The sequence below is a fragment of the Streptomyces sp. NPDC044719 genome (genome assembly GCF_056433405.1).
Genome location: NZ_JBWKHE010000007.1, coordinates 295,170 through 319,278 on the forward strand (window position 1 = coordinate 295,170; position 24,109 = coordinate 319,278).

Here is a 24,109-nt window from a genome sequence, read left to right on the forward strand (position 1 = left end):
GTCCCCATGGCCCCCATACGCGACCAGTCCCCGACCGCTCTCCCCGAGCTCCACGGCCACGGCCTCCGTCTTCGCCCCTGGGACGCCACGTCCGGCGCCGACGTCGAGACGTGGCTGTGCGGCATGCGGGATCCGGAGTTCCGGCGCTGGAACACCCCGCTGCGGCTGGTCACGGACCGGACGAGCGCCCGGGAGTCGCTGCTCGCGCGGGCGCAGAGTGCCGTGGAGGGCACGTCGGTGTCGTTCCGGGTCGCGGACGCGCGCAGCGATACGCCCCTGGGGCACATCGGCGTCAACGAGATCAAGTACCACCTGAAGGTCGCCCGCGTCGGCTACTGGGTGCTCCCCGAGGCCCGAGGCCGGGGCGTCGCCACCCGGGCCCTGCTGCTCGCCACCCGCTGGGCCTTCGCCGAACTCGGCCTGCACCGGGTGGAGCTGGACCACGCGGTCGGCCACGACGTGTCGTGCCGGATAGCCGCGCGATGCGGTTTCGCGTACGAGGGAACCCTGCGCGGGGCGATCTTCGAGGAGGACCGGCACGACGCGTTCCGGGACGCCCACCTGCACGCGCGGCTGGCGACGGACCCGGAACCGGAGGCGGGCGCGGAGACCCGGCCGTAATTCGGAGGTGCCGACGGGGACGCGGGCGGCACCATGGGGCATGCGCACCGACGACTGGCACCTCACCCAGGACCTCGACGACTTCCTCGCCCGCGCGGGATCCTTCCTCCGCTCCCAACCGGCCTTGCACACCGTCCCGTTGACCGTGACGGAGATGCTGCGCACCCGTGGGCCGCACGTCTACGGCGACGGAGTGCCGGAGTTCGGCGTACTGGAGCGGGGCGGGGCCGTCCGGGCCTCGTTCTTCCGCACTCCGCCCCATTGGCTGAACCTCACCGCCCTCACCCCCGAGGAGGCCGACGCCCTCGCGGCGCGACTGGCCGCTCTCGGGCGGCGACTGCCCGGCGTGAACGCCGACCGCGACACGGCAGCCGCCTTCAGCGAGGCCTGGCAGCGGCACACGGGTGCCACGGCCACGCTCCGTCAGAGCCAGCGGCTCTACCGGCTCGGCACCCTGAGCGTGCCCGACCCCGCACCGCCAGGCGTTCCCCGGATCGCCGTCGAGGCGGACCGTGCCCTGCTCATCCGCTGGTACGCGGAGTTCAGCGCCGCGATCGGCATGGGCACCCTCCACGACGCCGGGGAGTGGGTGGATGCCCGCATCGAACAGGGCGGCGTCACCTTCTGGGAGGCCCCGGACGGCACGCCCGTCGCCATGGCCAGCGTGACCCCGCGGATCGCCGGCCAGATCCGCGTCGCCTCCGTCTACACCCCGCCCCACCTCCGCGGCCGCGGCTACGCGGGCGCGGCCACGGCCGAGATCAGCCGCACCGCCCTCGCCTCCGGCGCACAGGAGGTACTGCTCTTCACCGACCTGGCGAACCCGACCAGCAACGGGCTGTACCAACGGATCGGGTACCGGGCGGTGGCGGACTTCGCGGTGTACGACTTCAGCTGAAGCCCCTCAGGGCCACAGCAGCTCCCGCACCCACCCCTCCTTCTCCTCCCCGCGCCGGTAGCGCAGCCGTACGTGCCGCCGGCGCTCGTCCCCCTGGAAGAACTCGGCCTCCTCGGCCCGCAGCCGGTACAGCGTCCAGGACGGCACCGGTGCCTCCGGCTCGCGCGACGCCCGTTCCCATGCCGAGTCCGAGGCCCGGGCCAGTTCCTCCACCGAGTCCAGCACCTCGCTCTGGCGACCGGTCAGCGCGGCTGCCAGGGCGCCCGTCGAGCGGGCGTGCAGGTCGCCCTGGGCATCGGCGGAGGGGGCGGCCGTCACGGGGCCGCGGACCCGGACCTGGCGGCCCAGCGCCGGCCAGTAGAAGGCGAGAGCGGCGTACGGGCGGGCGGCGAGGTGCCGGCCCTTGCGGCTGCCGGCGTGGGACGCGAAGGACCAGCCGGTCTCGTCCGCGCCGTGCAGCATGACGATCCGTACGTCGGGCAGGCCGGACTCGTCCGAGGTCGCCAGGGACATGGTGTGCGGCTCGGTCTGCCCGGCCGCCACCGCCGCCGCGAACCACTCGGTGAAGAGCGGCAGCGGGGTCGCGGGGGCGGCCGTCGGGTCGAAGGGCGGCAGGTGCGTGGACTGCGGGTCCCAGACGCGCAGTGACCTCAGCAGCTCGTGAAGATCGGGTGCCATGGGCCGATTGTCACCCGACGGTGTTCGCTACACCTGTCCCAGGTCCGACGACACCCAGCGCTCCGGCCGCATCCGCAGCACCAGCTGTTCTCCGTGGTTCTTCCAGGCGAAGTCGACATAGCCGTCGACCTTGTCGGCCGGGAGGTAGCGGGCCGAGAGCTCGCGGAGCCGGTCGAGGGTCGCGGGGGCCGTGTCGACGACCGGGCCCTCGACCGACACGTACCGGATCGTGGGTTCGAGCCGGTCGACCATCAGCGAGAACCGGCCCGCCGCGCTGATCAGCTCGTTCTTGCGGGAGTCCAGGCCGGTCATGATCCAGATGTCGCCGCCGGGCTCGTACTGGTACCAGATCGGCACCGTGAGCGGGGCGCGGCCCGCCCCCGCGTCGACCGCCAGTGCGGCGATGTGCGGCTCGGCCAGGAACTGTTCGCGTTCTTCGCGGGTCAGGGCCATTCCGGGTCTCCTCCAGCGGCTCGCTCAGATCCTTCCGACGAACCCAACACCGGCCCCGGCGCCCGTGTTCCCTCACCCCGCACCCAGCACCACCGTCCCCGACGAGCAGAACCAGCCCCCCGTCCCCGACGCCACCGTCAGCCGCGGCAGGGAGCCGTCGCCGCGTCGCACCTGCCGGTCGCCGCACTCGCCCCGCAGCTGCCGTACCGCTTCCACCATCAGGAACAGACCCCGCATCCCGGGGTGCTGGGCCGAAAGACCGCCGCCGTCGGTGTTCACCGGCAGCTCGCCGCCCTCGACCCGCAGCCGGCCCTTCTCCGCGAACGCCCCGCCCTCGCCCTTCGCGCAGAACCCGAGGTCCTCCAGCGTCACCAGGGTCATATAGGTGAACGCGTCGTAGATCTCGGCGAAGTCGATCTCCGAGGGCCGTACGCCCGCGCGCTCGAAGGCCAGCCGTCCGCTCACCGCCGCGGGCGACACCGTGAAGTCCGGCCACTCGGACATCGCGGAGTGGCTGATGTGCTCCCCGCTGCCCAGTACCCACACCGGTGCCGTACGGCAGTCCCGTACGTACTCCTCCGCCGCCAGCAGCACCGCCGCCCCGCCGTCGGAACGCACGCAGCAGTGCAGCTTGGTGAAGGGGTCCGCGATCATCGGGCCGGACAGGACGTCGTCGACCGTGACGGGGGTGCGGAACATCGCCTCCGGGTTCAGGGCCGCGTTGGCCCGGGCCTGGACCGCCACCTCGGCGAGCTGCTCGATCGTCGTGCCGTACTCGATCATGTGGCGGCGGGCCGCCATGGCGTACTTGGCGATCAGGGTGTGGCCGTAGGGGGCCTCGAACTGCAGGGGGCCGCGGGTGCCGAAGGACAGCGTCCCGGTGCGGCGGCCCGCCTTCACGTCCGCGCGGGCCGTCGAGCCGTAGGCGAGCAGCACCACGCGCGCGTGCCCGGCCGCGATCGCGTCCGCCGCGTGGGCCGCCATGACCTCCCAGGTGGAGCCGCCGACGGAGGTGGAGTCGACCCAGCTGGGACGCAGCCCCAGGTACTCGGCGACCTCGACCGGGGCCAGCGTGCCCAGGCCCGCCGACGCGAAGCCGTCGACCAGCGACCGGTCCAGGCCCGCGTCGGCCAGGGCGCGGCGGGCCGCCTGGGCGTGCAGGGCGTACGGGGTCGCGTCGTCCACGCGGCCGCAGTCCGAGAGGGCCACGCCGACGACGGCCACTTTCCTCCGGGCCACCATGAATCTGACGGTACATCAGATAAGGCCGCCAGGGGGAGCGCCGGGGCTCTGGGCATCCCCGCCCCGGCGCCCTAATATGACGCACCGTCAGTTGCGGAGGTGGTTCCCCCATGGACGCCCGCTTCACCCCCGAGCAGGACGAGATCCGCCGCACCCTGCGCGAACTGCTCCACAAGCGGTGCGGCCCCGAGGAGCTGCGAGCCGCCGTCGACACCCCGGCCGGACACGACTCCGCCCTGTGGACCGCCCTGGCCGACCAGCTCGGTCTGCCCGGCCTGGCCCTGCCCGAGTCCTACGGCGGTGTCGGCTGTTCGGCGACCGAGCTGGCCCTGGCCTGCGAGGAGACGGGCCGGACCCTCGCCCCCTCGCCCCTGCTCGCCACCGCCGTCCTCGCCGCCCCGCTGCTGCTCGCCCTCGGCACGGACGCCCAGCGGGCCGAACTCCTCCCCCGCATCACCGCCGGCCAACTGACCGCCACCCTCGCCGTACCGGGGCCCGCCCTGGCCACCGCCCTCGCCCTCACCGGGCACGACCCGCGCGGACAGTGGGCGGGCGGCGGGCGCGCCGGGGGCGTGCAGGCCCGGCGGGCGGATGACGGATGGCGGCTGTACGGGCAGGCCGAGCAGGTGCTCGACGGGCACAGCGCGCGGCTCCTCCTGGTCGCCGCGCACGCCGGGGGGTTCGCCCGGTCCCGGGTGCTGCTGTTCCTCGTACCCGGGGACGCGGCCGGACTCACCCGCGTACGGCAGACCGCGCTGGACGCCACCCGGCCGCAGGCCCGGATCCAACTGCGCGAGGTGCGAGCCGAGTTGCTGGGGCAGGACGACGGAGACCTCCCCGCCTCCCTCGCCCGGCTCGGCGACAGCGTCGCCGCCTGCCTCGCCGCCGAGGCGGCGGGGGCCGCCGACCGGGTGCTGGAGCGGACCGTGGAGTACGTGGCGCAGCGGGAGCAGTTCGGGCGGCCGGTCGGGTCCTTCCAGGCGGTCAAGCACCGGCTGGCCGACGTGTACGTCGAGGTGCGGGCGGCCCGCTCGGCGGCGTACTACGCGGCGTGGGCGTCGGCGCGGGAGGAGCACGTCGGCCCGCTCGCCCTCGCCCAGGCGCTTCAAGCCCTGAGCCGCGCCGCCGCCGAGGGGATCCAGCTGCACGGCGGCATCGGCTTCACCTGGGAGCACGAGGCACACCTGTACTTCAAGCGGGCCGCGGGCGACGAGCTGCTCTTCGGGCCGGTCCACCGGCTGCGGGCGCACGCGGCCGACGCGGCACACGTCTTCGAGGAGGCCGGCCCATGAGGGGCGTGCGCGTGGTGCAGAAAGTGTCGTCGACCAGGGGCTTCGCCCGGGTGGCGCCGTACGTCGTACCCGCCCTGGACCGGCTCGTCCACCGGGCCACCCGGGGGAAGGTGCTGCTCAGCGCGCGGCTGCTCCCGGGTGTGGTGCTGACCTCGACCGGGGCGAGAAGCGGGCTGCCCCGTCGTACGCCGCTGGCCTGTATGCCGGAGCGGGACGGGCGCGGCTGGCTCCTCGTCGGGTCCAACTTCGGGCGGCCCGGCCATCCCGCCTGGAGCCACAACCTGCTCGCCCGTCCCGACGCCGAGATCAGCTGGAAGGGCGAGGACATCCCGGTCACGGCCCGGCTGCTGGAGGGTGAGGAGCGTACGGCCGCCTGGAACGCGGTGCTGGCGTTCTGGCCGCCGTACGCGGCGTACCAGGCGCGGGTGGACCGGGAGATCCGGCTGTTCCGGATCGTGCGGCGGTAGAAAGCGCGACAGGCGGCAGCCCACGTGAGTGGACCACCGCCTGCCAGACAGGACTCGGGAAAGGAAGAGGTGCCGCCTGGGGCCGCTACTTCGTCGGCTTTCTGCCGGTGACGCCCAAGTGCACCAACAACGCCAGGTTCGGCTTCAGTTCGGCCTGCTTCACACCCCAGGAGGTGAAGCCCTTCTGGTGCGAGGCCACGGCCGCGAGCATCGCGACCAGCGAGCCCGCGACGGCCGCCGGGTTCACGTCCTTGTCGACCCTGCCCTTGGCCTGGAGCTCGGCGACGGCGTCCGCGAGGGAGTTGTTCACCGAGTTGAGGATCTTCATACGGAGCTTGTAGAAGCGCTTGTCACCCTCGGCGGCGCCGAGATCGACGACCCGGAGGATCGCGTCGTTCTTGCGCCAGAACTCCAGGAACCCGTCGACGAGTTCCTGCGCCGTCTGCCAGCCGGCCTTGCCGGCCCAGGAGCGGCCCTGGAGGAGCTCGGTCAACGCGGCGCCCTCGGTCGCCATTTGCTCGGCGATCTCCAGGACGGCGCCCTCGACATCCGGGAAGTACTGGTAGAAGGTCGCGGGCGAAGTGCCCGCCTTCCGGGCGACATCGATGACTTTGACATCCCGGTACGGGGAGGAGCTGAGCATCTCGCTGAGGCAGTCGAGCAGCTTCTGCCGGGTCGCCTGCCCACGCCGGCCGGCCACACGGCCGTCGACGGTACGCACTTGTCCTGTCATGACGTCAGCTTACCGAGGCGGGATCGAGGCGCGATTCGGCCGACTGCAAATGGGGTGTGAGGGAGCGCGGAGGCTGGTGTGCCTGGTCTGCGGGGTGCGGCCGTCGCGGTTACGTTGGCCGCATGGCCGAAAACAGGGCATCGGTGTACGCAGAGGGCATCCCCTGCTGGGTGGACGCGCAGCTTCGCGACGTCGAGGCGGGCAAGCGGTTCTACGGTGAACTTTTCGGGTGGACCTTCGAGGACGAGTGGTTCGGCTCCTTCACCGAGGCGCTGAAGGACGGCGAACCCGTGGCCGCCCTGGTCCGCAAGGTGGACGGCCGGCTGCCCACCGTCTGGACCGTGTACTTCGCGACCCCGGACGCCGTGGCGCTGGTGAGGCGTATCCGGTCGGCCGGCGGGCAGGTGGTCTCGGCGCCGGTGCCGGCCGGTGACCTGGGCGTCACCGCCCTGGTCACCGATCCGGAGGGGGCCGTCTTCGCCCTGTGGCAGCCGGACCGGCACCCCGGCTTCGGCGTGCGGCACGAGCCGGGCACCTTCGCCTGGGCCGAGCTGTACACGCGGGACACCGAGGCGGCCAACGACTTCTACGGCGGTCTCTTCCAGGAGGCCCTGTTCGGGCCGGACGCCGAGCCCGACTTCGGCCGGGCCCCCGTCTCGGACCGTTTCCCGGCCGAGATGCCGCCCCACTTCCTCGTCCACTTCGCCGTCGAGGACGTACCGGCCGCGCTGGAGGACGTCACCCGGCTCGGGGGCCGTGTCCAGGTCCCGCCCTTCGAGACCTCGTACGGCAGGGTGGCCGTCGTCACGGACGATCAGGGGGCGTCGTTCGCGCTGCTGCGCCGCTGACCAGGCGGTGGCGTAGGCCCTATGGTCATCTTTTGCCCCTGTGTGTACGGAGACACCCCATTCGTCGCCGGGTTCGCCACCACGGCTCCGGCCAGGAAGAATCGGGGTGCGTGCCGCCATGGCGGTGCGGTGGTGAGACGCTGCACGGGGTCGCGTGGAACATGTGGCTCGGCGCGGCGCGTACGGGGAGGTGGCAGGCAGAGTGGTGGATCAGCTGACGCAGCACGATCCGCGGCGGATCGGGCCGTTCGAGGTGCTGGGACGGCTGGGTGCCGGCGGCATGGGGCTGGTCTATCTCGCGCGCTCGGCATCGGGCCGGCGTGTGGCGATCAAGACCGTCCGCACGGAACTGGCCGAGGACCAGCTGTTCCGGGTCCGCTTCACGCGTGAGGTGGAGGCGGCCCGCGCGGTCTCCGGCTTCTACACGGCCGCGGTCGTGGACGCCGACCCGCGCGCCGCCGTGCCCTGGCTGGCCACCGCCTACGTCCCCGCGCCCTCCCTCGAGGAGATAGTGAACGACTGCGGGCCGCTCCCGGCCCAGGCGGTGCGCTGGCTCGCGGCGGGCGTGGCCGAGGCGCTCCAGTCCATCCATGGCGCCGGGCTCGTGCATCGCGACCTCAAGCCCTCCAACGTCCTCGTCGTCGAGGACGGCCCCCGGGTGATCGACTTCGGTATCGCCTCCGGCGTATCGAACACACGTTTGACGATGACGAACGTCGCCGTCGGCACGCCCGCCTACATGTCCCCCGAGCAGGCCAAGGACTCCCGCAGCGTCACGGGTGCCTCCGACGTCTTCTCCCTCGGCTCCATGCTGGTCTTCGCCGCCACCGGGCACCCGCCCTTCCACGGCGCCAACCCGGTCGAGACGGTCTTCATGCTGCTGCGCGAGGGCCCGGACCTGGAGGGCCTGCCGGACGAGCTGCGTCCGCTCATCGAGTCCTGTATGCAGATGGAGGCGACGGGCCGCCCCAACCCGGCCGACCTCCAGGCCCAGCTCGCTCCCCACCTCTTCGGCTCCGGCTCCGACGACAGCGGCACCGCCTCCGCGTGGCTGCCCGAGCGGGCCGTGAGCCTGATCGAGTCCCGCCGCAACGGCCGCCCGGCCGGCAAGCCCGCCCCCGGCGCCGGCCGCAGCGGCGGCGGACGCCCCGCCCCCGGCCCGGCGCCCATCCCGCCGCCCCCCTCGCACGACCCCGTCGTCCCGTCGCCCGCGTCCGTGGCGGCTCCCGTGGGCGGCGGCCCCGACACCGGCCCCGTCCGGCTGGCCGGCGCCCAGGTGCCCATCGGCCCGGGCCCGCGCGTCGCCGACGTCCGTGCCGCCGCCGTCAAGGCACCCCCTCCGGAGGCTGCCCTCGCCGCCTCCTGGTCCAAGCCCCGCCCCGGCGTCAACGGCACCGACCCCGCCGTGGGCCCCGCCGTCGCCGCGCCCCCGGCCCCGGCCGCGCCGCCCGAGGCGAGCGGCTGGCGGCCCTGGCGCTTCCGTATGTCCAACGACGTCTGGGGCACCCCCTCCGTCGACGGCGACCTCGTCTACGTCACCTCCTTCGAGGTGCACGCCCTGGACGTCGGCACCGGCCGCCGCCGCTTCAAGACCCGGGACGTCGCCTGGTCCATGGCGGTCGCCGACGGCCGTATCCACGCCTCCGACGGGCCCACGCTGTTCGCCCTGGACGCCCGTGAGGGCGCCGACCTGTGGCGCCTGCAGACGGACGCCTGGGTGTACGCGCTCCAGGCCGGCCGCGGCACCGTCGTCACCGGCACCCGGGGCGGCGGCGTCCAGGGCTGGGAGGCCTCGAGCGGCCAGAAGCTCTGGGAGATCACCGGCTGCCAGACCGACTTCGAGTCCCCCGAGGCCGGACCCGCCCTGCACGACGGCACGGTCTACGTGTGGCAGGACGCCCGGCTGCGCGCCCTGGACGCCCGTACCGGCGACGAGCGCTGGTCGTACCCGATCGGCGACGCGGCCTCCTGCGGCGGCGTCCCGGTCCGGATCACCCCGGCGACCGACGGCTACGTGTACGTCTGCGCCGGCACCCGCGTCCTGGCCCTCGACGTGGCCGCCGGACATGTGAAGTGGCACTTCGAGGCCCCGGCGGTCTTCCTGTCCCCGCCCACCTTCGTCCCCGGCCCGGCCGTCACCGGCGGCGGCGTCTACCTGGCCGACTACCTCGGCACGGTCTACGCCCTCGACGCCACCGACGGCCGCGACCGCTGGCGCATCGCCACCGAGTCCCGCGCCTCCGTCGAGCCCGTCCTGGTCGCCGCGGGCCATGTCCACGTGGGCAGCGGCAAGGGCCTCTACACCCTCGACGCGGTCACCGGCACGCCCAAGTGGCGCTTCCAGGCGGGCGGCGACATCGTGGGCGCCCCCTCGGTGGCCGAGGGCCGCATCCACTTCGGCTCCACCGACCATCTCCTCTACACCCTCAAGGCCGACGACGGCCGGCTGCGCTGGAAGCTCGCCACCGGCGGCGAGATCACCGGCTCCCCGGTCGTCCGGGACGGTGTGGTGTACGCGTGCAGCAAGGACCGCTGTGTGTACGCGCTGGACGCGGAGAAGGGCACGGGCACGGCGCGCACCGCGTGACGCGTCCGGGACGGCCGTCGTACCGGCGCACGGAAGGGTTCCAGACGGCGGCCGTCGCTGCGGGGAGCGGTCCGATCACCGCTCTCACCCAAGACGCTACGCCGGGTACCCGCCGGTCGCCACGCGGTGGCCGGCCGTGACGGACGGTCCGGGCCCGGCGGGCCGGCCAGGGTGAGACCGGCCGCCCGACCCGCGTCTCAGGGGCTCTCAGCCCCGCAGTTCCGTCAGGAAGTCGATCAGTGCCTCGTTCACCTCGGCGGGCCGCTCCTGCTGCGTCCAGTGGCCGCAGCCCGGCAGCACGAGCGGCTTGCGCCGCAGGTTCGGCATCAACTCCGGCAGTGCCTCGATCAGTTCGGGCGTGCCCGGGAAGGCCGGGACCAAGTCGCGGTCGCCGTACACGTACAGCGCCGGCGAGGAGACCACCGCGCCCTGCCAGGGGGCGGTCAGCTCCCAGTTGCGGTCCAGGTTGCGGTACCAGTTGAGCGCGCCGGTGAAGCCCGGCTCGAAGCTCTCGGTGAGGGTGTCGAGGTCCGCCTCGGTGAGCCAGCCGGGCAGCACCTCGGGGTTCGGGGCGTCCGCGAGCCAGCCGCGCCCCAGGTCCTCGACCAGGGCCTGCTCCGGGCGCCCGGCGTCGGGCGCGTCACCGGAGGCGGAGTACAGCAGCTTGCGCAGGGCGGTGCGGGTGTCGGCGGCGAACTCGGCGTCCGCGACGCCCGGCTCCTCGAAGTAGTTCCAGTAGAAGTGCCCGCCGAACCGCTCCCGCATGGTCTTCAGCGGCGGCTGCCCACCACGGAAGGGCGGCGGCACGCTCAGCCCGGCCACCCCGCGCACCACGTCGGGCCGCAGCAGCGCGGTGTGCCAGGCCACCGGCGCCCCCCAGTCGTGCCCGACGACGAACGCCTGCTCCTCGCCCAGCGCGTGGATCAGCCCGACCACATCGCCCACCAGGTGGAAGATGCTGTACGCGGACACGTCCTCGGGCCGGTCACTGCCGCCGTACCCGCGCTGGTCGGGCGCGACCACCCGGAAACCGGCCTCGGCCAGCGGCCCGAACTGGTGCCGCCAGGAGTGCCAGGTCTCCGGGAAACCGTGCAGCAGCACCACGAGGGGGCCCTCGCCCTGCTCCGCGATGTGCAGTTGTATGCCGTTCACGTCGATCATCCGATGCTCAACCACGGGTCGAGCATACGCGTGTAGGGGTAAACGATTTTCTAACGCAACCGGTACGCCCGCACCCGCCCCGCGAACAGCCCGTCCTGCCGCTCACCCGCCGCGTTCCCGAGCGCGATGAGATGCGGCGCCTGCGCGAGCCCTTGAGCCCGCCCCGCCTCACTCGCGGCCCACAGCGCCCGCACGGTCCCCTGCACGGCCTCCGTCGGATGCCCGGCGATGACGGCGGCACACGCGATCGCCGCCGCCGTCGCCCCGCCCTCCGGGGCGAGTTCGGAGACCAGCCCGACCTCGTACGCCCGCCGCGCGGAGATCCGCTCCGCCGTCCCCGTCAACGCCATCCGCGCGACCTCCCCGTAGGGCATGCGCTGCGCCATGAGGACGGACTCGTAGGCGCTGACCATGCCGTAGGTGGTGTGCGGGTCGAAGAAGGCGGCGGTGGTGTCGGCGACGATGAACTCCGCCTCGCCGAGCAGATAGAAGGCGCCCCCGCAGGCCATCCCGCGCACGGCGGCGATGACCGGCTTCCACAGGTCGTTCGCCTTCGGCCCGACGCCGAGCAGCGGATCGTCCTGCGCGTAGGGCGAGTTCGGCTGCGGCACGACGGCGTCCCGGTCGATACCGGTGCAGAAGGCGCGCTCCCCGGCACCGGTCAGGACGACGGCCCGTACGGTGTCGTCGAACCGCAACTCCCGCCAGACGTCGGCGAGTCGACCGGCCATCTCCAGGTCGATCGCGTTGAGCCGGCCGGGCCGGTTCAGGGTGACGACGGCGACCCCGCTGTCCTTGTCCGCGCTGACGAGCACACTGCTCATGACCGCTCCAGGACCCATCGCGGCAGGCCGTCGTCGAAGACGACCCGCACCCGGGCACCGATACGGATCCCCTCCACCGGCAGCGAGCCGATCGGCTCACCGGGCCCGGCGACCAGATTGCCGACGAGCCGGACGCGCGGCGCCTCGTCCAGCTCGACGACGACCACGTTGTACGGCGCCAGCTCCGCGTAGCCGGGCAGCAGGGGCGGATGCGGCACGACGTACGACCAGACACGGCCGCCGCCGGAGACCAGGCGCCACTCGTCCTGGAAGGACTGGCAGTGCGGGCAGCACGGCCGGGGCGGGAAGCGGAGTTCGCCGCAGGCCGCGCAGGCCTGGACGCGGAGCTCGCCCCGGGCGGCGTACTCCCAGAAGGGGGCGCCGTCGGGGTCGGTGACGGGACGCAGCATCGAACAACTCCTCAGTTCCTCAGCAGAAGGGCGGAGGTCGGGACCCCCTCGCCCGCCGTGACCAGACAGACGGAGGCGTCCGGCACCTGAGCGGTACTGGTCCCGCGCAGCTGCTTCACCCCTTCGTTGATGAGGTTGAAGCCGTGCACATAGGCCTCGGACAGGCCGCCCCCGCCGGTGTTCACGGGCAGCAGCCCGCCGGTTTCCAGCGCACCGCCCTCGGTGAACGCCCCGCCCTCGCCGCGCCCGCAGAAGCCGTAGCCCTCCAGGGAGAGCAGGACCAGGGGGGTGAAGGCGTCGTAGATCTGGGCGACGTCCACGTCCTCGGGTGCCAGGTCGGAGTGCTTCCACAGATGCCGGGCGGCACTCCAGGCGGGGCCGGTGAGGGGGTCGTCGTTCCAGTAGTTGACCATGCCGTGGTGCTGGGCGGGGAGCGACTGGGCGGCGGAGTGGACGTAGACCGGTTGGCGGCGGCAGTCCCGGGCCCGCTCGGCGGAGACGACGACGCAGGCCAGCGCCCCGTCCGTCTCCAGGCAGTTGTCGAAGAGGCAGAGCGGCTCGCTGACCCAGCGGGACGTCATGTACATCTCGCGGGTGAGGGGGCGGTCGTACATGATCGCGGCGGGGTTCTGGTTGGCGCGGTTGCGGCAGGCCAGGGCGACGTTGAACAGGTGGTCGCGGGTGGCCCCGTACGCGTGCATATAGCGCCGGGCGAGCATGGCGATCTCGTCGACGGGCCTGAGCAGCCCGTACGGCCGGGTCCACTGGGCCGGAGTCGGGAGCTGGACGGTGGTGTTGGTCCAGGGCCGGGGCCCGCTGCCCCGCTTGCGCGACCTCCAGGCGACCCCGACGTTCGCCTGTCCGGTGGCTATGGCGGCGGCGAGATGGCCGACCGTGGCACACGAACCGCCGCCCCCGAACCCGACCTTGCTGAAGAACGTGAGGTCACCGAAGCCGCAGGCCTTCGCCAGCTCGACCTCGTCCGTCTCCTCCATGGTGTAGGAGGCGAGGGCGTCGACCTCGCCGGGCGCGATCCCGGCGTCGTCGAGCGCGGCCAGCACGGCCCGGCAGGCCAGGGTGCGTTCGTCCTCGGGGAGTCGCTTGGCGAAGGAGGTCTGTCCGATGCCGACGACGGCGGTGGCGTCCTTGAGGCTCCCCGATCCTGCTGGCATGGTGCGCGCACCTCCGGGCCCGAACGACGGTCGCTGACAGACTGTCAGATTACAGCTAATCTGACGGACAGTCAGCTACGGTGCGGGGCCACTCGGGCCACTCGGCTACTGCTGGAGGCGTGCTGTGCGAGCGGATACGGCATGGGAGAGCGTTCCGGACCTGGTCCGGGCGGCGGCCGAGCGGTACGCGGACGTCGAGGCGGTCGTCGAGGGCCGCACCCGGATCACCTACGCGGAACTGGGCGCACGCGTCGAGCGCGCGGCGGCGGCCTGCCTGGCGAACGGGGTCGCTCCGGGCGACCGGGTCGGCATCTGGGCGCCGAACACCCTCGACTGGATCGTGGCGGCACTGGGCGCGGTGTCGGCGGGCGGGGTACTGGTCCCGCTCAACACCCGGTTCAAGGGCGCGGAGGCGGCGGACGTCCTGCGGCGCAGCGGGGCGCGGCTGCTGTTCGTGACGGGCACGTTCCTCGGCACGTCGTACGTGGCGTCGCTGCGGCGAGCGGCGGGAGAGGGCCCGGGCGCCGGCCCGCTGCCCGGCCTGCCCGCCCTGGAGCGCGTGGTCGTACTCTCCGAGGACGCTCCCGCCGACTTCCTCACCTGGAAGGACTTCCTGGCGAGCGGAGAGGGCGTGGGTCAGGGCGATGTCCGGGACCGGGCGAGGGCGATACAGGCCTCCTGGCCCTCGGACATCATCTTCACCTCGGGCACGACGGGCCGCCCCAAGGGCGCGGTCATCACCCACGCGCAGACGCTGCGGGCGTACGGCATCTGGAGCGAGCTGGCGGGTCTGACGGAAGGCGACCGGTACCTCATCGTCAACCCCTTCTTCCACACCTTCGGCTACAAGGCCGGGGTGATCGCCTGCCTGATGCGGGGCGCGACGATGATCCCCCAGCCGGTGTTCGGCGTGAACACCGTCCTGGCCAACATCGCCGCGGAGCGGGTGTCGGTGCTGCCAGGTCCGCCGACCCTCCTCCAGTCCCTCCTGGACCACCCGGCACGCGACGCGCACGACCTGTCGGCCCTGCGCCTGGTGGTGACGGGAGCGGCGGTGGTGCCGCTGCGTCTCGTCGAGCGCCTGCGCGCCGAACTCGGCGTCGGCACGGTCCTGACCGCGTACGGCCTCTCCGAAGCGGGCGGCGTCGTCACGATGTGCCGGCGCGGCGACGACCCGACGGTGATCGCGTCGACGTCGGGCCGGGCGATCCCCGGCACGGAGGTACGGGTCGTGGACCCCGAGGGCGGGTCGCCCGGCCCCGGAGCGCCGGGCGAGGTCCTGGTGCGCGGCTTCAACGTCATGACCGGCTACTACGAGGACGAACCGGCCACCGCCGAGGTGCTCTCGGCGGACGGCTGGCTGCGCACGGGCGACATCGGCGTCCTGGACCCCGAGGGCAACCTGCGCATCACCGACCGCCTCAAGGACATGTTCATCGTCGGCGGCTTCAACGCCTACCCCGCCGAGATAGAGCAGCTCCTGGGCCTCCACCCGGACGTGGCGGACGTGGCGGTGATCGGCGTACCGGACGCCCGGCTCGGGGAGGTCGGCAGGGCGTACGTCGTACGGCGGCCGGGGGCGTTGGTGACGGGGGACGACCTGATCGCCTGGTCACGCCGGGAGATGGCGAACTACAAGGTCCCGCGCGCGGTGGAGTTCGTGGCGGAACTGCCGAGGAACGCGAGCGGGAAGGTCCTGAAGGGGGCGCTGCGGGCTCAGGGGGCCGGCGGCAGGGGCGGGGTCCCGGTCACGGACATGACGAGGGAGTAGAGGGTGGTGTCGGCGGCGATGAACATCCGGTTCCGCCGGGCGCCGCCGAACCGGACGTTGGCGACGGTGCCGGGGACCAGGACGCGTCCGAGGAGGGTGCCGTCGGGGTCGTAGCAGTGCACACCCCCGTGCATGGCGCCGGCCCAGAGCCGCCCCGCGTCGTCGAACCGGATGTTGTCGAAGCTGCCGTTGGCGCACTCGGCGAAGACCTCGCCGCCGGTGAGGGTGCCGTCGTCCCGGACGTCGAAGACGCGGATGTGGTTGGCGAGGCTGTCCGACACGTACAGCCGGTGCTCGCCGGGGTCGAACACGAGCCCGTTGGGCCCCTGGAAGCCGTCGGCCACCAGCCGCACCTCACCGCTGCCGGGGTCGACGCGATAGACGTTCCGGGCGCCGATCTCGCTCTCGCCGCGATGCCCCTCGTAGTCGCTCGAGATCCCGAACTCGGGGTCGGAGAACCACACCGACCCGTCGGACTTCACGACGGCGTCGTTCGGGCTGTTGAGCCGCTTCCCCCGGAACCGCTCGGCGATCACGGTGACCGACCCGTCGTGCTCGGTCCGGGTCACCCGCCGATTGCCCTGCTCACAGGTGATGAGCCGGCCCTGCCCGTCCAGGGTGTTGCCGTTGGGATACCCGGCCGGGGAGCGGAAGACGCCGACGGCCCCGGTGGTCTCGTCCCACCGCAGCAGCCGGTCGTTGGGAATGTCGCTCCAGAGCAGATACCGCCCGGCGGGCACGTACACCGGCCCCTCGGCCCACCGGCACCCCTCGTACAACACCTCCAGCCTCGAGTCCCCGGCCTGACAACGGCCCGTCCGGAACCGCTCGTCGAGGGTCTCGTACAACTGGGGTTGCTCACCGGGCATGCGTCCGCCTTCGCGTCGGAGTCGGCTGGTGCCCCATTCTGACGCGCTGTCCGCGGGCACGTCCCGGCGACACAACCCGCCAACTGGAGCATCTGGCCACCCCTGCCACTTCCTGACCTGGGTACGGCGCTTGGGCAGCGCGCCCGAAGGCTCCAACTCCCCTTCAAAAACGGCCCCTGCTCCTTCATGTGCGGAGAGAGTGTGCGGACCTTGTGGACTCCCGTGCGTCGCCCTGTGATCGGTGTCTCCCACGGCTGACGTATCCGCCGCGCACAAGGCAAACTGGCGTGGTTGCTCAGGATGTCTAGGGGGACTGCATGAACGGTGTACCGGATGGTGTGCCGCGCGTACCGGAGCAGCGGCGTCCGGACTCCTCGCAGGAGTCGGCAGAACCGGTGGCCTCGACGACGCTGCGCTTCGGCGTGCTCGGACCGGTGCGCGCCTCGCGCGGCGAAACGCCGATCACCACCGGCTCCCCCCAGCAACGCGCCCTGCTCGCCGCCCTGCTGCTGCGCGAGGGCCGTACGGCCACGGCCGCGGAGCTGATCGACGCCCTGTGGGGCGAGGAACCGCCCTCGCAGGCCCTGGCCGCGCTGCGGACGTACGCCTCCCGGCTGCGCAAGGTGCTGGACCCGGGCGTCCTGGTCAGCGAGTCCGGCGGCTACGCGGTCCGCGGCCTGGCCGAGGGCGCCCTCGACCTGGCCGTCGCCCAGGACCTGGCCACAGAGTCGGAGAAGGCCCGGTCGGCGGGCGACCTCTGCCACGCCCGCGACACCCTGCGGCGCGCTCTCGCGCTGTGGGACGGGGAGACCCTGGCCGGCGTACCGGGCCCGTACGCCGAGGCGCAGCGCGTCCGCCTGGAGGAATGGCGGCTCCAGCTCCTCGAATCCCGCCTGGACATGGACCTGGAGCAGGGCTGCCACGCGGAGGCCGTCTCGGAGCTCACGGCCCTCACCGCCGCCCATCCCCTGCGCGAGCGGCTCCGCGAGTTGCTGATGCTCGCGCTGTACCGCAGCGGCCGTCAGGCGGAGGCCCTGGCGGTCTACGCCGACACCAGGCGCCTGCTCGCCGACGAACTGGGCGTGGACCCGCGCCCCGGCCTGAGCGAGCTGCAGCAGCGCATCCTCCAGGCCGACCCGGGCCTTGCCGAGCCCTCCTCCCCGGCCCCCGAGCCCGCCTCCGCCCCGGTCCGCCCGGCGCAGCTGCCGGCGACGGTGCCGGACTTCACCGGCCGCTCCGGCTTCGTCCGCGAGCTCGGCGACATCCTCACCGCCGCCGAAGGCCGCGTCATGGCGGTCTCGGCCCTGGCCGGCATCGGCGGCGTGGGCAAGACGACCCTCGCCGTGCACGTGGCCCACCAGGCGCGCGCGGCGTTCCCGGACGGGCAGCTGTACGTCGACCTCCAGGGCGCGGGCGCCCGGTCGGCGGAGCCGGAGACGGTCCTCGGCTCGTTCCTGCGCGCGCTCGGCACGGCCGACTCGGCGATCCCCGACTCCCTGGAGGAGCGGGCGGCGCTGTACCGCTCGGTCCTGGCCGGCCGCCGCGTCCTGGTACTGCTGGACAACGCCCGCGACGCCGCCCAGGTACGCCCCCTGCTGCCCGGCACGGACGGCTGCGCCGCGCTGGTCACCTCCCGCGTGCGGATGGTGGACCTGGCGGGCGCCCACCTGATCGACCTGGACGTGATGTCCCCGGACGAGGCGCTGGCACTGTTCACGAAGATCGTGGGCGAGGAGCGGGTCGCGTCCGAGCGGAAGGCGGCCCTGGACGTGGTCGCGGCCTGCGGATTCCTGCCGCTGGCGATCCGGATCGCCGCGTCCCGACTGGCGGCCCGCCGCACCTGGACGGTGTCGGTCCTCGCGGCGAAGCTCGCCGACGAACGCCGCCGCCTGGACGAACTCCAGGCCGGCGACCTGGCCGTGAAGGCCACCTTCGAGCTGGGCTACGGCCAGCTGGAGCCCGCCCAGGCCCGCGCCTTCCGCCTGCTGGGCCTGGCCGACGGCGCGGACATCTCCCTCCCGGCGGCGGCCGCGGTCCTGGACCTGCCCGTCGAGGACACGGAGGACCTCCTGGAGTCCCTCGTCGACACGTCCCTGCTGGAGTCGGCGGCCCCCGGCCGCTACCGCTTCCACGATCTCGTACGGCTCTACGCGCGTGCGTGCGCGGAACGCGACGAGTGGCCGCCGAGCGAGCGGACGGCGGCCATGTCGCGGCTGCTGGACTTCTATCTGGCGTCCGCGGCGGGCGTGTACGCGCTCGAGCGGCCGGGCGACCGGCTGGTGGACCACCTCGAACCGGCCTCGTATCCGGGGCTGCGGTTCGAGAACCGGCATGCCGCGCAGGACTGGCTGTACACGGAGGCCATCTGCGTCCTCGCGTGCGTACGGCAGTCCGCGGGAGCGCCGGAGACGCTCCCCCGGGCGATCGATCTGCTGTGGGCCGCACACGACCTCTCCGAGTCCGGAGCCAACTCCAGGGAGTACGAGGCGACGGCCGAGGCCCTGCTGGACGCGGCCCGGCAGCAGGGCATCAGGCGGGCGGAGGCCCGGGCCCTGACGACGGTCGTCATCGTCCACCACATGAGCGGCCGTTTCGAACGGGCCGACCAGGAGGCCGAACAGGCCATCCTCCTCGCCCAGGAGGCCGACGACCTGCTGCCCGTCTGCTGGGCGCGCAACGCGCGCGGCATCATCGCGCTGTACCAGAACCGGCACGAGGACGGCGAGGAGCACCTCTCCCGGGCCATCGAGCACTTCCGGGCCCTGGGCGACCGGCCCGGCGAGGCCGCCGCGCTGTGCAACCTGTCCCGGATCCATCTCGCGACCGGGCGGACCCAGAGCGCGGTCGCGCTGGCCCAGGAGGGCATCGCCATCTACGACGCCATGGGCAACTCCATGCGCGGGGCGAACGCCCGCTACGCCCTCGGCCTCGCGCTCACCCAGAGCGGCGACCTGGGCGACGCGGCCGGCCGGCTCCAGGAGGCGCTGGAGGTGTTCCGTGACAGCAGGCAGCGCCTCTGGGAGGGCATGAGCCTGTTCCGGCTGGCCGAGCTGGACCTCGCCGCCCGACGTCCCGCGCAGGCCGCCTCGAACGCCGAGATGGCGCTCACCGTGCTCCGCGGCATCGGCGGGGAGTGGCGGCGCGGCAACGTCCTCACCGTCCTCGGCCGCGCGCTCAGCGGCATCGGGCAGACGGGCAGGGCCCAGGTCTGCTGGCAGGAAGCGGCCGGGATCTACGAGGAGCTGGGCTCGCCCGAGGCCGCCGAGGTGCGCGCGCTGCTGTCCCCGGTCCAGGCGGCCTGACGAGGCTCCTGGGTCCGGCCGGTCGCGTTCATCGTTCGTTTATCGCCCCACGCCATGCTTGACGTAGTCGATCCGTCGCGTCGGGGGGCAGACGGGTCGCCGCACTGGGTCGCACACCGGCTGACTAGGGTGAGCGGCTCGGATGGGCCCGCCCGGTCGGACTCGGGGGAGTGACCGGGCGGGCCCGCGCACCTCACTACTCGACCCACGCCAAGGAGAGTTGACGATCATGGGCGACGAGCTCAAGCCGCAGGACCTGCACGCGACGGACGAGCCGCTGGGGACCGAGGACCTGCACGCCACGGACGAGGGTGCCGTGAAGAAGCAGGACCTGCACGCCACCGACGAGCCGCTCGAGACGAAGGACCTGCACGCCACGTCGGAGCCCTTCAAGCCGACGAAGTAAGCCACTCCCACACGGGGTTCGGCCGCGGCGGCGCGGAGGGGGAGCCGTCGCGGCCGATGCATGTCCACAGCCGGTTGTCGATGCCCTCCGCATAGCTGACGATCCGTCAGATCGGCGCTACCGTGAGCGCCATGGACACCCACGACAGCTCGTTTCCGCTGATCATCTCCGTGGACGACCACACCGTGGAGCCCGCGACCGTGTGGCAGGACCGGCTTCCGGAGAAGTACCGGGGCGTCGGGCCCCGGATCGTCCGTGCGCCCGTGAAGGAGATGACCTTCCTCGGCGGGCGCTTCAGGCCCGTGATGGGACAGCCCGGCGACGACGGCCCGGTCGGTGACTGGTGGGTCTACGAGGACCTCCGCCGCCCCCTGACCCGCCTCGACACCGCCGTGGGGTACGACAGGGACGAGATCAAGCTCGAGGTCATCACGTACGAGCAGATGCGGCCGGGCTCCTACGACGTCCCGGCCCGGCTCGCCGACATGGACGTCAATCACGTCCAGTCCGCCCTGTGCTTCCCGACCTTCCCGCGCTTTTGCGGCCAGACGTTCACCGAGGCCAAGGACCACGAACTGGGCCTGCTCTGCGTCCGCGCCTACAACGACTGGATGCTGGAGGAGTGGTGCGGCCCGCAGGCGCACGGGCGGCTCATCCCCCTGCCCCTCATACCGCTGTGGGACGCCGAGCTCGCGGCGGCCGAGGTCCGGCGCAACGCCGCGCGCGGGGCCCGTGCCGTCGCCTTCTCCGAGATACCGCCCTACCTCGGGCTCCCCTCCATCCACACCGACGGCTGGGACCCCTTCCTCGCCGCCTGCGCCGAGACCGGCACCGTCGTCGCCATGCACATCGGCTCCTCCAGCCGTATGCCGTCCACCTCCGCCGACGCCCCGCCCGCCGTCGGCTCCACCATCACCTACGCCAACTGCTGCTTCTCGATGGTCGACTGGCTGATGAGCGGCAAGTTCGAGCAGTTCCCCGGCCTCAAGGTCATGTACGCCGAGGGGCAGATCGGCTGGATCCCCTACATCCTGGAGCGGGCGGACGTGGTGTGGGAGGAGAACCGGGGCTGGGGCGGAGTCGCCGACAAGGTGCACCGGCCGCCGTCCGAGCTGTTCGCCGAGCACGTCTACGGCTGCTTCTTCGACGACGCCTTCGGGCTGAGGAACCTGGACGCGATAGGCGTCGGAAACGTGCTGTACGAGACCGACTACCCGCACTCCGACAGCACCTGGCCCAAGTCCCGCGAGGTCGGCGAGGCGCAGATGGGGCATCTGGAGCCGGACGTGGTGGAGCGGATCGTGCGGGGGAACGCCATCGAGCTGCTCGGGCTGACGGAGGAAGGGCTGTGGCCGGGCGGCGCCGGTGGTGCGCGGTGAGCCTGCGGTACGGGATGCAGCTTCCCGTCCAGTCGCAGAGCACCCTCTACGCGGAGGGCTGGGAGGCGGAGGCCGGGCCGGACGACCTGCTGGAGATCGCCCGCGCGGCCGACCGGTCCGGGTTCGACTACCTCGCGAGCTGCGACCACGTCGGCATCCCCCGCAGGCTGGCCGCCGCGATGAGCACCATCTGGTACGACCCCGTCGCCACGCTCTCCTTCCTGGCCGCCGCCACCGAACGCGTCCGGCTGCTCAGCCATGTCGCGATCGTCGGGCTGCGGCACCCCCTGCTCACCGCCAAGCAGTACGCCACGCTCGACCACCTCAGCGGAGGCCGGCTGGTCCTCGGGGTCGGTGCCGGGCACGTCCAGGAGGAGTTCGAGGCCCTGGGTGTGGACTTCCGGCAGCGCGGGGCCGTGCTCGACGAGTGTCTCGACGCCCTGCGCTCCGCCCTCGGACCGGACGAGTTCCCCGAGCACCACGGCAAGCTGTACGACTTCGAGGGGCTCGGCCAGCGGCCCCGTCCGGCGCAGGACCGCGTCCCCCTGTGGGTCGGCGGCTCCTCGCCCGCCGCCGTACGGCGGGCCGCGCTCAAGGGCGACGGCTGGCTGCCGCAGGGGGATCCGAGGGACCGGCTGCCCGCGCGGATCGCCCGGATCCGGGAGCTGCGCGAACAGGCCGGCATCCAGGGCGCTTTCACGGTGGGCGCCATCACCGAGCCGCTGTACGTGGGCACGCCCCGCTGGGACGTGGGCCGCCGGACCCTCTCCGGCGGTCCGCAGGAGCTCGCCGAGTCGCTGCGGGCCTACCGGGCGATGGGCGCGCACCAGATCCAGGTGCGGTTCCGCAGCCGGAGCCGCACCGAACTCACCGATCAGATCACGGCGTTCGGCGCCGAGGTCGCCCCCCACCTGTGAGGAGAGCCATGGGCAAGCTCGACGGACGGGTCGTCATCGTCACCGGCGCCGCGCGCGGCCAGGGCGAGCAGGAGGCCCGGCTGTTCGCCGCCGAGGGGGCTCGAGTGGTCGTCGCCGACGTACTGGACGACCAGGGCGAGGCCCTCGCGAAGGAGATCGGCGCCCGGTACGTCCATCTCGACGTGGGCCGGGAGGACGACTGGCGGGCCGCCGTCGCGGTGGCGAAGGAGGCGTACGGGCACGTCGACGGGCTCGTCAACAACGCCGGCATCCTGCGCTTCAACTCCCTCCTCGACACGCCCCTCGAGGAGTTCATGCAGGTCGTCCAGGTCAACCAGGTGGGCTGCTTCCTCGGCATCAGGGCGGTCGCCCCGGAGATGGCCGACGGGGGCACGATCGTCAACACCTCCTCGTACACCGGGCTGACCGGCATGGCCGCGGTGGGCGCGTACGCCGCCAGCAAGCACGCCGTTCTCGGGCTGACCCGGGTCGCCGCGCTGGAGCTGGCCGGGCGGGGGATACGCGTCAACGCGGTCTGTCCGGGCGCCATCGACACGGCGATGTCCAACCCGGCCCGGCTGGACCCGGACGCCGACGCCGAGAAGGCCTCGCGGGGCCTCGACCGGCTCTACCGCAAGCTCGTGCCGCTGGGGCGGGCCGGGCAGCCCGAGGAGGTGGCCCGGCTCGCCCTGTTCCTCACCTCGGAGGACTCGTCGTACATCACGGGCCAGCCCTTCGTGATCGACGGCGGGTGGCTGGCCGGGGTGACCGTCATCTGACGCCCCATCAGCTATTGACGCTCCCGGGGGCCGGTGGAACAGTCGGAGCCATGAATCTGACGGCTTGTCAGAAGTGACCGTGGGGCGGTGGATCTCCGTGGAATTCGGGCTCTTCGTACAGGGATACGTCGGCAAACGGGCCGAGACCGACCAGCTCGCCGAGCACAAGGCGCTGATGGAGGAGACCGAGTACGTCATCCAGGCGGACCAGTCGGGCTTCAAGTACGCCTGGGCCTCCGAGCACCACTTCCTGGAGGAGTACTCGCACCTCTCCGCCAACGACGTCTTCCTCGGGTACCTGGCGCACGCGACCGAGCGCATCCATCTCGGCTCGGGGATCTTCAACCCGCTCGCCCCGGTGAACCACCCGGTGAAGGTCGCCGAGAAGGTCGCCATGCTCGACCACCTCAGCGAGGGTCGGTTCGAGTTCGGCAGCGGGCGGGGTGCCGGATCGCACGAGATCCTCGGGTTCCTGCCGGGGATCACCGACATGAACCACACCAAGGAGCTCTGGGAAGAGACCATCGCCGAGTTCCCGAAGATGTGGCTCCAGGACGAGTACGCCGGCTTCCAGGGCAAGCACTGGTCGCTGCCGCCCAGGAAGATCCTGCCGAAGCCGTACGGGAAGTCCCACCCCGCCATGTGGTACGCCGCCGGGTCCCCGCCCTCGTACGCCATGGCCGCGAAGAAGGGGCTCGGCGTGCTCGGCTTCAGCGTGCAGAAGGTCTCCGACATGGAGTGGGTGCTGGAGCAGTACAAGACGGCGATCGTGGACGCGGAGCCGGTCGGGGACTTCGTCAACGACAACGTGATGGTCACGACCACGGCGATCTGTGCGCCGACCCATGCGGAGGCCGTGCGGATCGCGGCGAGCGGGGGGCTGCACTATCTGCCCTCGCTGGTCTTCCGGTACCACGACACGTTTCCGCGGCCCGAGGGGTTTCCGGTGTGGCCCGAGACGCTGCCGGAGTACACCGAGGAGTTCGTGGAGGTGCTCATCGAGGAGGAGTTGCTGATCTGCGGGGATCCGGACGAAGTGCTCACGCAGTGCAAGCGGTGGGAGCAGGCGGGGGCGGATCAGTTGAGTTTCGGGTTGCCGGTGGGGGTGCCGAAGGAGGAGACGTTGCAGACGATTCGGTTGGTCGGGGAGTACGTGATTCCCAAGATCGATACGGATCCTGTGCATCGGACTTCGCGGTTCCGGCAGGGAGTTTGAGCGTCGTTGGCGGGTGCGGGTTCGTGGGGGCTGGTCGCGCAGTTCCCCGCGCCCCTAAGAGGGACATCTCGCTCGAGGAGTTGA

22 protein-coding genes are annotated in these 24,109 nt (G+C 72.6%); 13 read left to right on the top strand and 9 right to left on the bottom strand.

Annotated elements, in window-relative coordinates; genetic code table 11:
- Positions 1 to 6: 6 nt before the first annotated feature.
- Complete coding sequence (locus AC07DF_RS28015) at positions 7 to 621, top strand: GNAT family N-acetyltransferase (RefSeq protein ID WP_478977069.1); 615 nt, start codon at positions 7 to 9, stop codon at positions 619 to 621.
- Positions 622 to 661: 40 nt separating this feature from the next.
- A complete protein-coding gene (locus tag AC07DF_RS28020; RefSeq protein WP_478977072.1) occupies positions 662 to 1,519 on the top strand; it encodes a GNAT family N-acetyltransferase in 858 nt (285 codons plus the stop codon).
- A 6-nt stretch (positions 1,520 to 1,525) separates the two neighbouring features.
- Here AC07DF_RS28020 and AC07DF_RS28025 read toward each other — a convergent pair whose 3' ends face one another.
- From AC07DF_RS28025 to AC07DF_RS28035, 3 genes are all read right to left on the bottom strand, one after another.
- Entirely contained in the window at positions 1,526 to 2,197 is a 672-nt protein-coding gene (locus tag AC07DF_RS28025; RefSeq protein WP_478977075.1) for a pyridoxine/pyridoxamine 5'-phosphate oxidase, read from the bottom strand.
- 27 nt (positions 2,198 to 2,224) lie between these two features.
- Entirely contained in the window at positions 2,225 to 2,650 is a 426-nt protein-coding gene (locus AC07DF_RS28030; protein ID WP_478977078.1) for a pyridoxamine 5'-phosphate oxidase family protein, read from the bottom strand.
- Positions 2,651 to 2,722: 72 nt separating this feature from the next.
- Positions 2,723 to 3,892, bottom strand: a complete 1,170-nt coding sequence (locus AC07DF_RS28035; RefSeq protein ID WP_478977081.1) for a thiolase C-terminal domain-containing protein — start codon at positions 3,890 to 3,892, stop codon at positions 2,723 to 2,725.
- A gap of 110 nt (positions 3,893 to 4,002) precedes the next feature.
- Between AC07DF_RS28035 and AC07DF_RS28040 the strand changes: the two genes are divergently transcribed.
- A complete protein-coding gene (locus AC07DF_RS28040) occupies positions 4,003 to 5,184 on the top strand; it encodes an acyl-CoA dehydrogenase family protein (RefSeq protein ID WP_478977084.1) in 1,182 nt (393 codons plus the stop codon).
- Complete coding sequence (locus tag AC07DF_RS28045) at positions 5,181 to 5,651, top strand: nitroreductase family deazaflavin-dependent oxidoreductase (protein WP_478977087.1); 471 nt, start codon at positions 5,181 to 5,183, stop codon at positions 5,649 to 5,651. The genes AC07DF_RS28040 and AC07DF_RS28045 overlap by 4 nt, the downstream gene beginning before the upstream one ends.
- An 85-nt stretch (positions 5,652 to 5,736) precedes the next feature.
- Here the strand turns inward: AC07DF_RS28045 and AC07DF_RS28050 are convergent, their stop codons facing one another.
- Entirely contained in the window at positions 5,737 to 6,384 is a 648-nt protein-coding gene (locus AC07DF_RS28050) for a TetR family transcriptional regulator (RefSeq protein WP_376390461.1), read from the bottom strand.
- Positions 6,385 to 6,506: 122 nt separating this feature from the next.
- Between AC07DF_RS28050 and kbpA the strand changes: the two genes are divergently transcribed.
- Both kbpA and afsK read left to right on the top strand, forming a co-directional pair.
- Positions 6,507 to 7,232 (top strand): AfsK-binding protein KbpA, encoded by a 726-nt coding sequence (kbpA, locus tag AC07DF_RS28055; RefSeq protein ID WP_478977091.1) that lies wholly within the window; start codon positions 6,507 to 6,509, stop codon positions 7,230 to 7,232.
- 202 nt (positions 7,233 to 7,434) lie between these two features.
- Entirely contained in the window at positions 7,435 to 9,819 is a 2,385-nt protein-coding gene (gene afsK / locus AC07DF_RS28060) for a protein serine/threonine kinase AfsK (RefSeq protein ID WP_478977094.1), read from the top strand.
- Between the two features lie 207 nt (positions 9,820 to 10,026).
- Here afsK and AC07DF_RS28065 read toward each other — a convergent pair whose 3' ends face one another.
- The 4 genes from AC07DF_RS28065 to AC07DF_RS28080 are packed head-to-tail and all read right to left on the bottom strand — an operon-like array spanning position 10,027 to position 13,386.
- On the bottom strand, positions 10,027 to 10,980 hold the full coding sequence (locus tag AC07DF_RS28065) for an alpha/beta fold hydrolase (protein WP_478977928.1): 954 nt from the start codon (positions 10,978 to 10,980) through the stop codon (positions 10,027 to 10,029).
- Positions 10,981 to 11,030: 50 nt separating this feature from the next.
- Positions 11,031 to 11,804, bottom strand: a complete 774-nt coding sequence (locus AC07DF_RS28070; protein ID WP_478977097.1) for an enoyl-CoA hydratase/isomerase family protein — start codon at positions 11,802 to 11,804, stop codon at positions 11,031 to 11,033.
- Positions 11,801 to 12,214 carry a Zn-ribbon domain-containing OB-fold protein gene (locus AC07DF_RS28075; protein ID WP_478977100.1) on the bottom strand — a complete coding sequence of 138 codons (414 nt, stop codon included), beginning with the start codon at positions 12,212 to 12,214 and terminating at the stop codon, positions 11,801 to 11,803. Before AC07DF_RS28075 ends, AC07DF_RS28070 begins: the two co-directional genes overlap by 4 nt.
- A gap of 11 nt (positions 12,215 to 12,225) precedes the next feature.
- Positions 12,226 to 13,386, bottom strand: a complete 1,161-nt coding sequence (locus AC07DF_RS28080; protein WP_478977103.1) for a lipid-transfer protein — start codon at positions 13,384 to 13,386, stop codon at positions 12,226 to 12,228.
- A 124-nt stretch (positions 13,387 to 13,510) separates the two neighbouring features.
- Here AC07DF_RS28080 and AC07DF_RS28085 point away from each other — a divergent pair, with 124 nt between their 5' ends.
- The gene (locus AC07DF_RS28085; protein WP_478977106.1) at positions 13,511 to 15,157 is read left to right on the top strand and encodes a FadD3 family acyl-CoA ligase; all 1,647 of its coding nucleotides are present in this window, start codon (positions 13,511 to 13,513) and stop codon (positions 15,155 to 15,157) included.
- Here AC07DF_RS28085 and AC07DF_RS28090 read toward each other — a convergent pair.
- Complete coding sequence (locus AC07DF_RS28090; protein WP_478977114.1) at positions 15,103 to 16,026, bottom strand: SMP-30/gluconolactonase/LRE family protein; 924 nt, start codon at positions 16,024 to 16,026, stop codon at positions 15,103 to 15,105. The genes AC07DF_RS28085 and AC07DF_RS28090 overlap by 55 nt on opposite strands.
- 317 nt (positions 16,027 to 16,343) lie before the next feature.
- On the opposite strand from AC07DF_RS28090, the gene afsR reads away from it, so the two are divergent.
- The 6 genes from afsR to AC07DF_RS28120 all read left to right on the top strand — a co-directional run bounded on the left by afsR (position 16,344) and on the right by AC07DF_RS28120 (position 24,025).
- The gene (gene afsR, locus AC07DF_RS28095) at positions 16,344 to 19,328 is read left to right on the top strand and encodes an SARP-family global regulator AfsR (RefSeq protein ID WP_478977117.1); all 2,985 of its coding nucleotides are present in this window, start codon (positions 16,344 to 16,346) and stop codon (positions 19,326 to 19,328) included.
- A gap of 229 nt (positions 19,329 to 19,557) precedes the next feature.
- Positions 19,558 to 19,734, top strand: a complete 177-nt coding sequence (locus AC07DF_RS28100; RefSeq protein WP_356918124.1) for a hypothetical protein — start codon at positions 19,558 to 19,560, stop codon at positions 19,732 to 19,734.
- Positions 19,735 to 19,865: 131 nt separating this feature from the next.
- Entirely contained in the window at positions 19,866 to 21,113 is a 1,248-nt protein-coding gene (locus tag AC07DF_RS28105; protein ID WP_478977121.1) for an amidohydrolase family protein, read from the top strand.
- Between the two features lie 14 nt (positions 21,114 to 21,127).
- Positions 21,128 to 22,030 carry an LLM class F420-dependent oxidoreductase gene (locus AC07DF_RS28110; RefSeq protein ID WP_478977124.1) on the top strand — a complete coding sequence of 301 codons (903 nt, stop codon included), beginning with the start codon at positions 21,128 to 21,130 and terminating at the stop codon, positions 22,028 to 22,030.
- 8 nt (positions 22,031 to 22,038) lie between these two features.
- Positions 22,039 to 22,809: an SDR family NAD(P)-dependent oxidoreductase gene (locus AC07DF_RS28115; protein WP_478977127.1), complete on the top strand. Its 771-nt coding sequence runs from the start codon at positions 22,039 to 22,041 to the stop codon at positions 22,807 to 22,809.
- A 97-nt stretch (positions 22,810 to 22,906) separates the two neighbouring features.
- A complete protein-coding gene (locus AC07DF_RS28120) occupies positions 22,907 to 24,025 on the top strand; it encodes an LLM class flavin-dependent oxidoreductase (protein WP_478977931.1) in 1,119 nt (372 codons plus the stop codon).
- Positions 24,026 to 24,109: the final 84 nt, after the last annotated feature.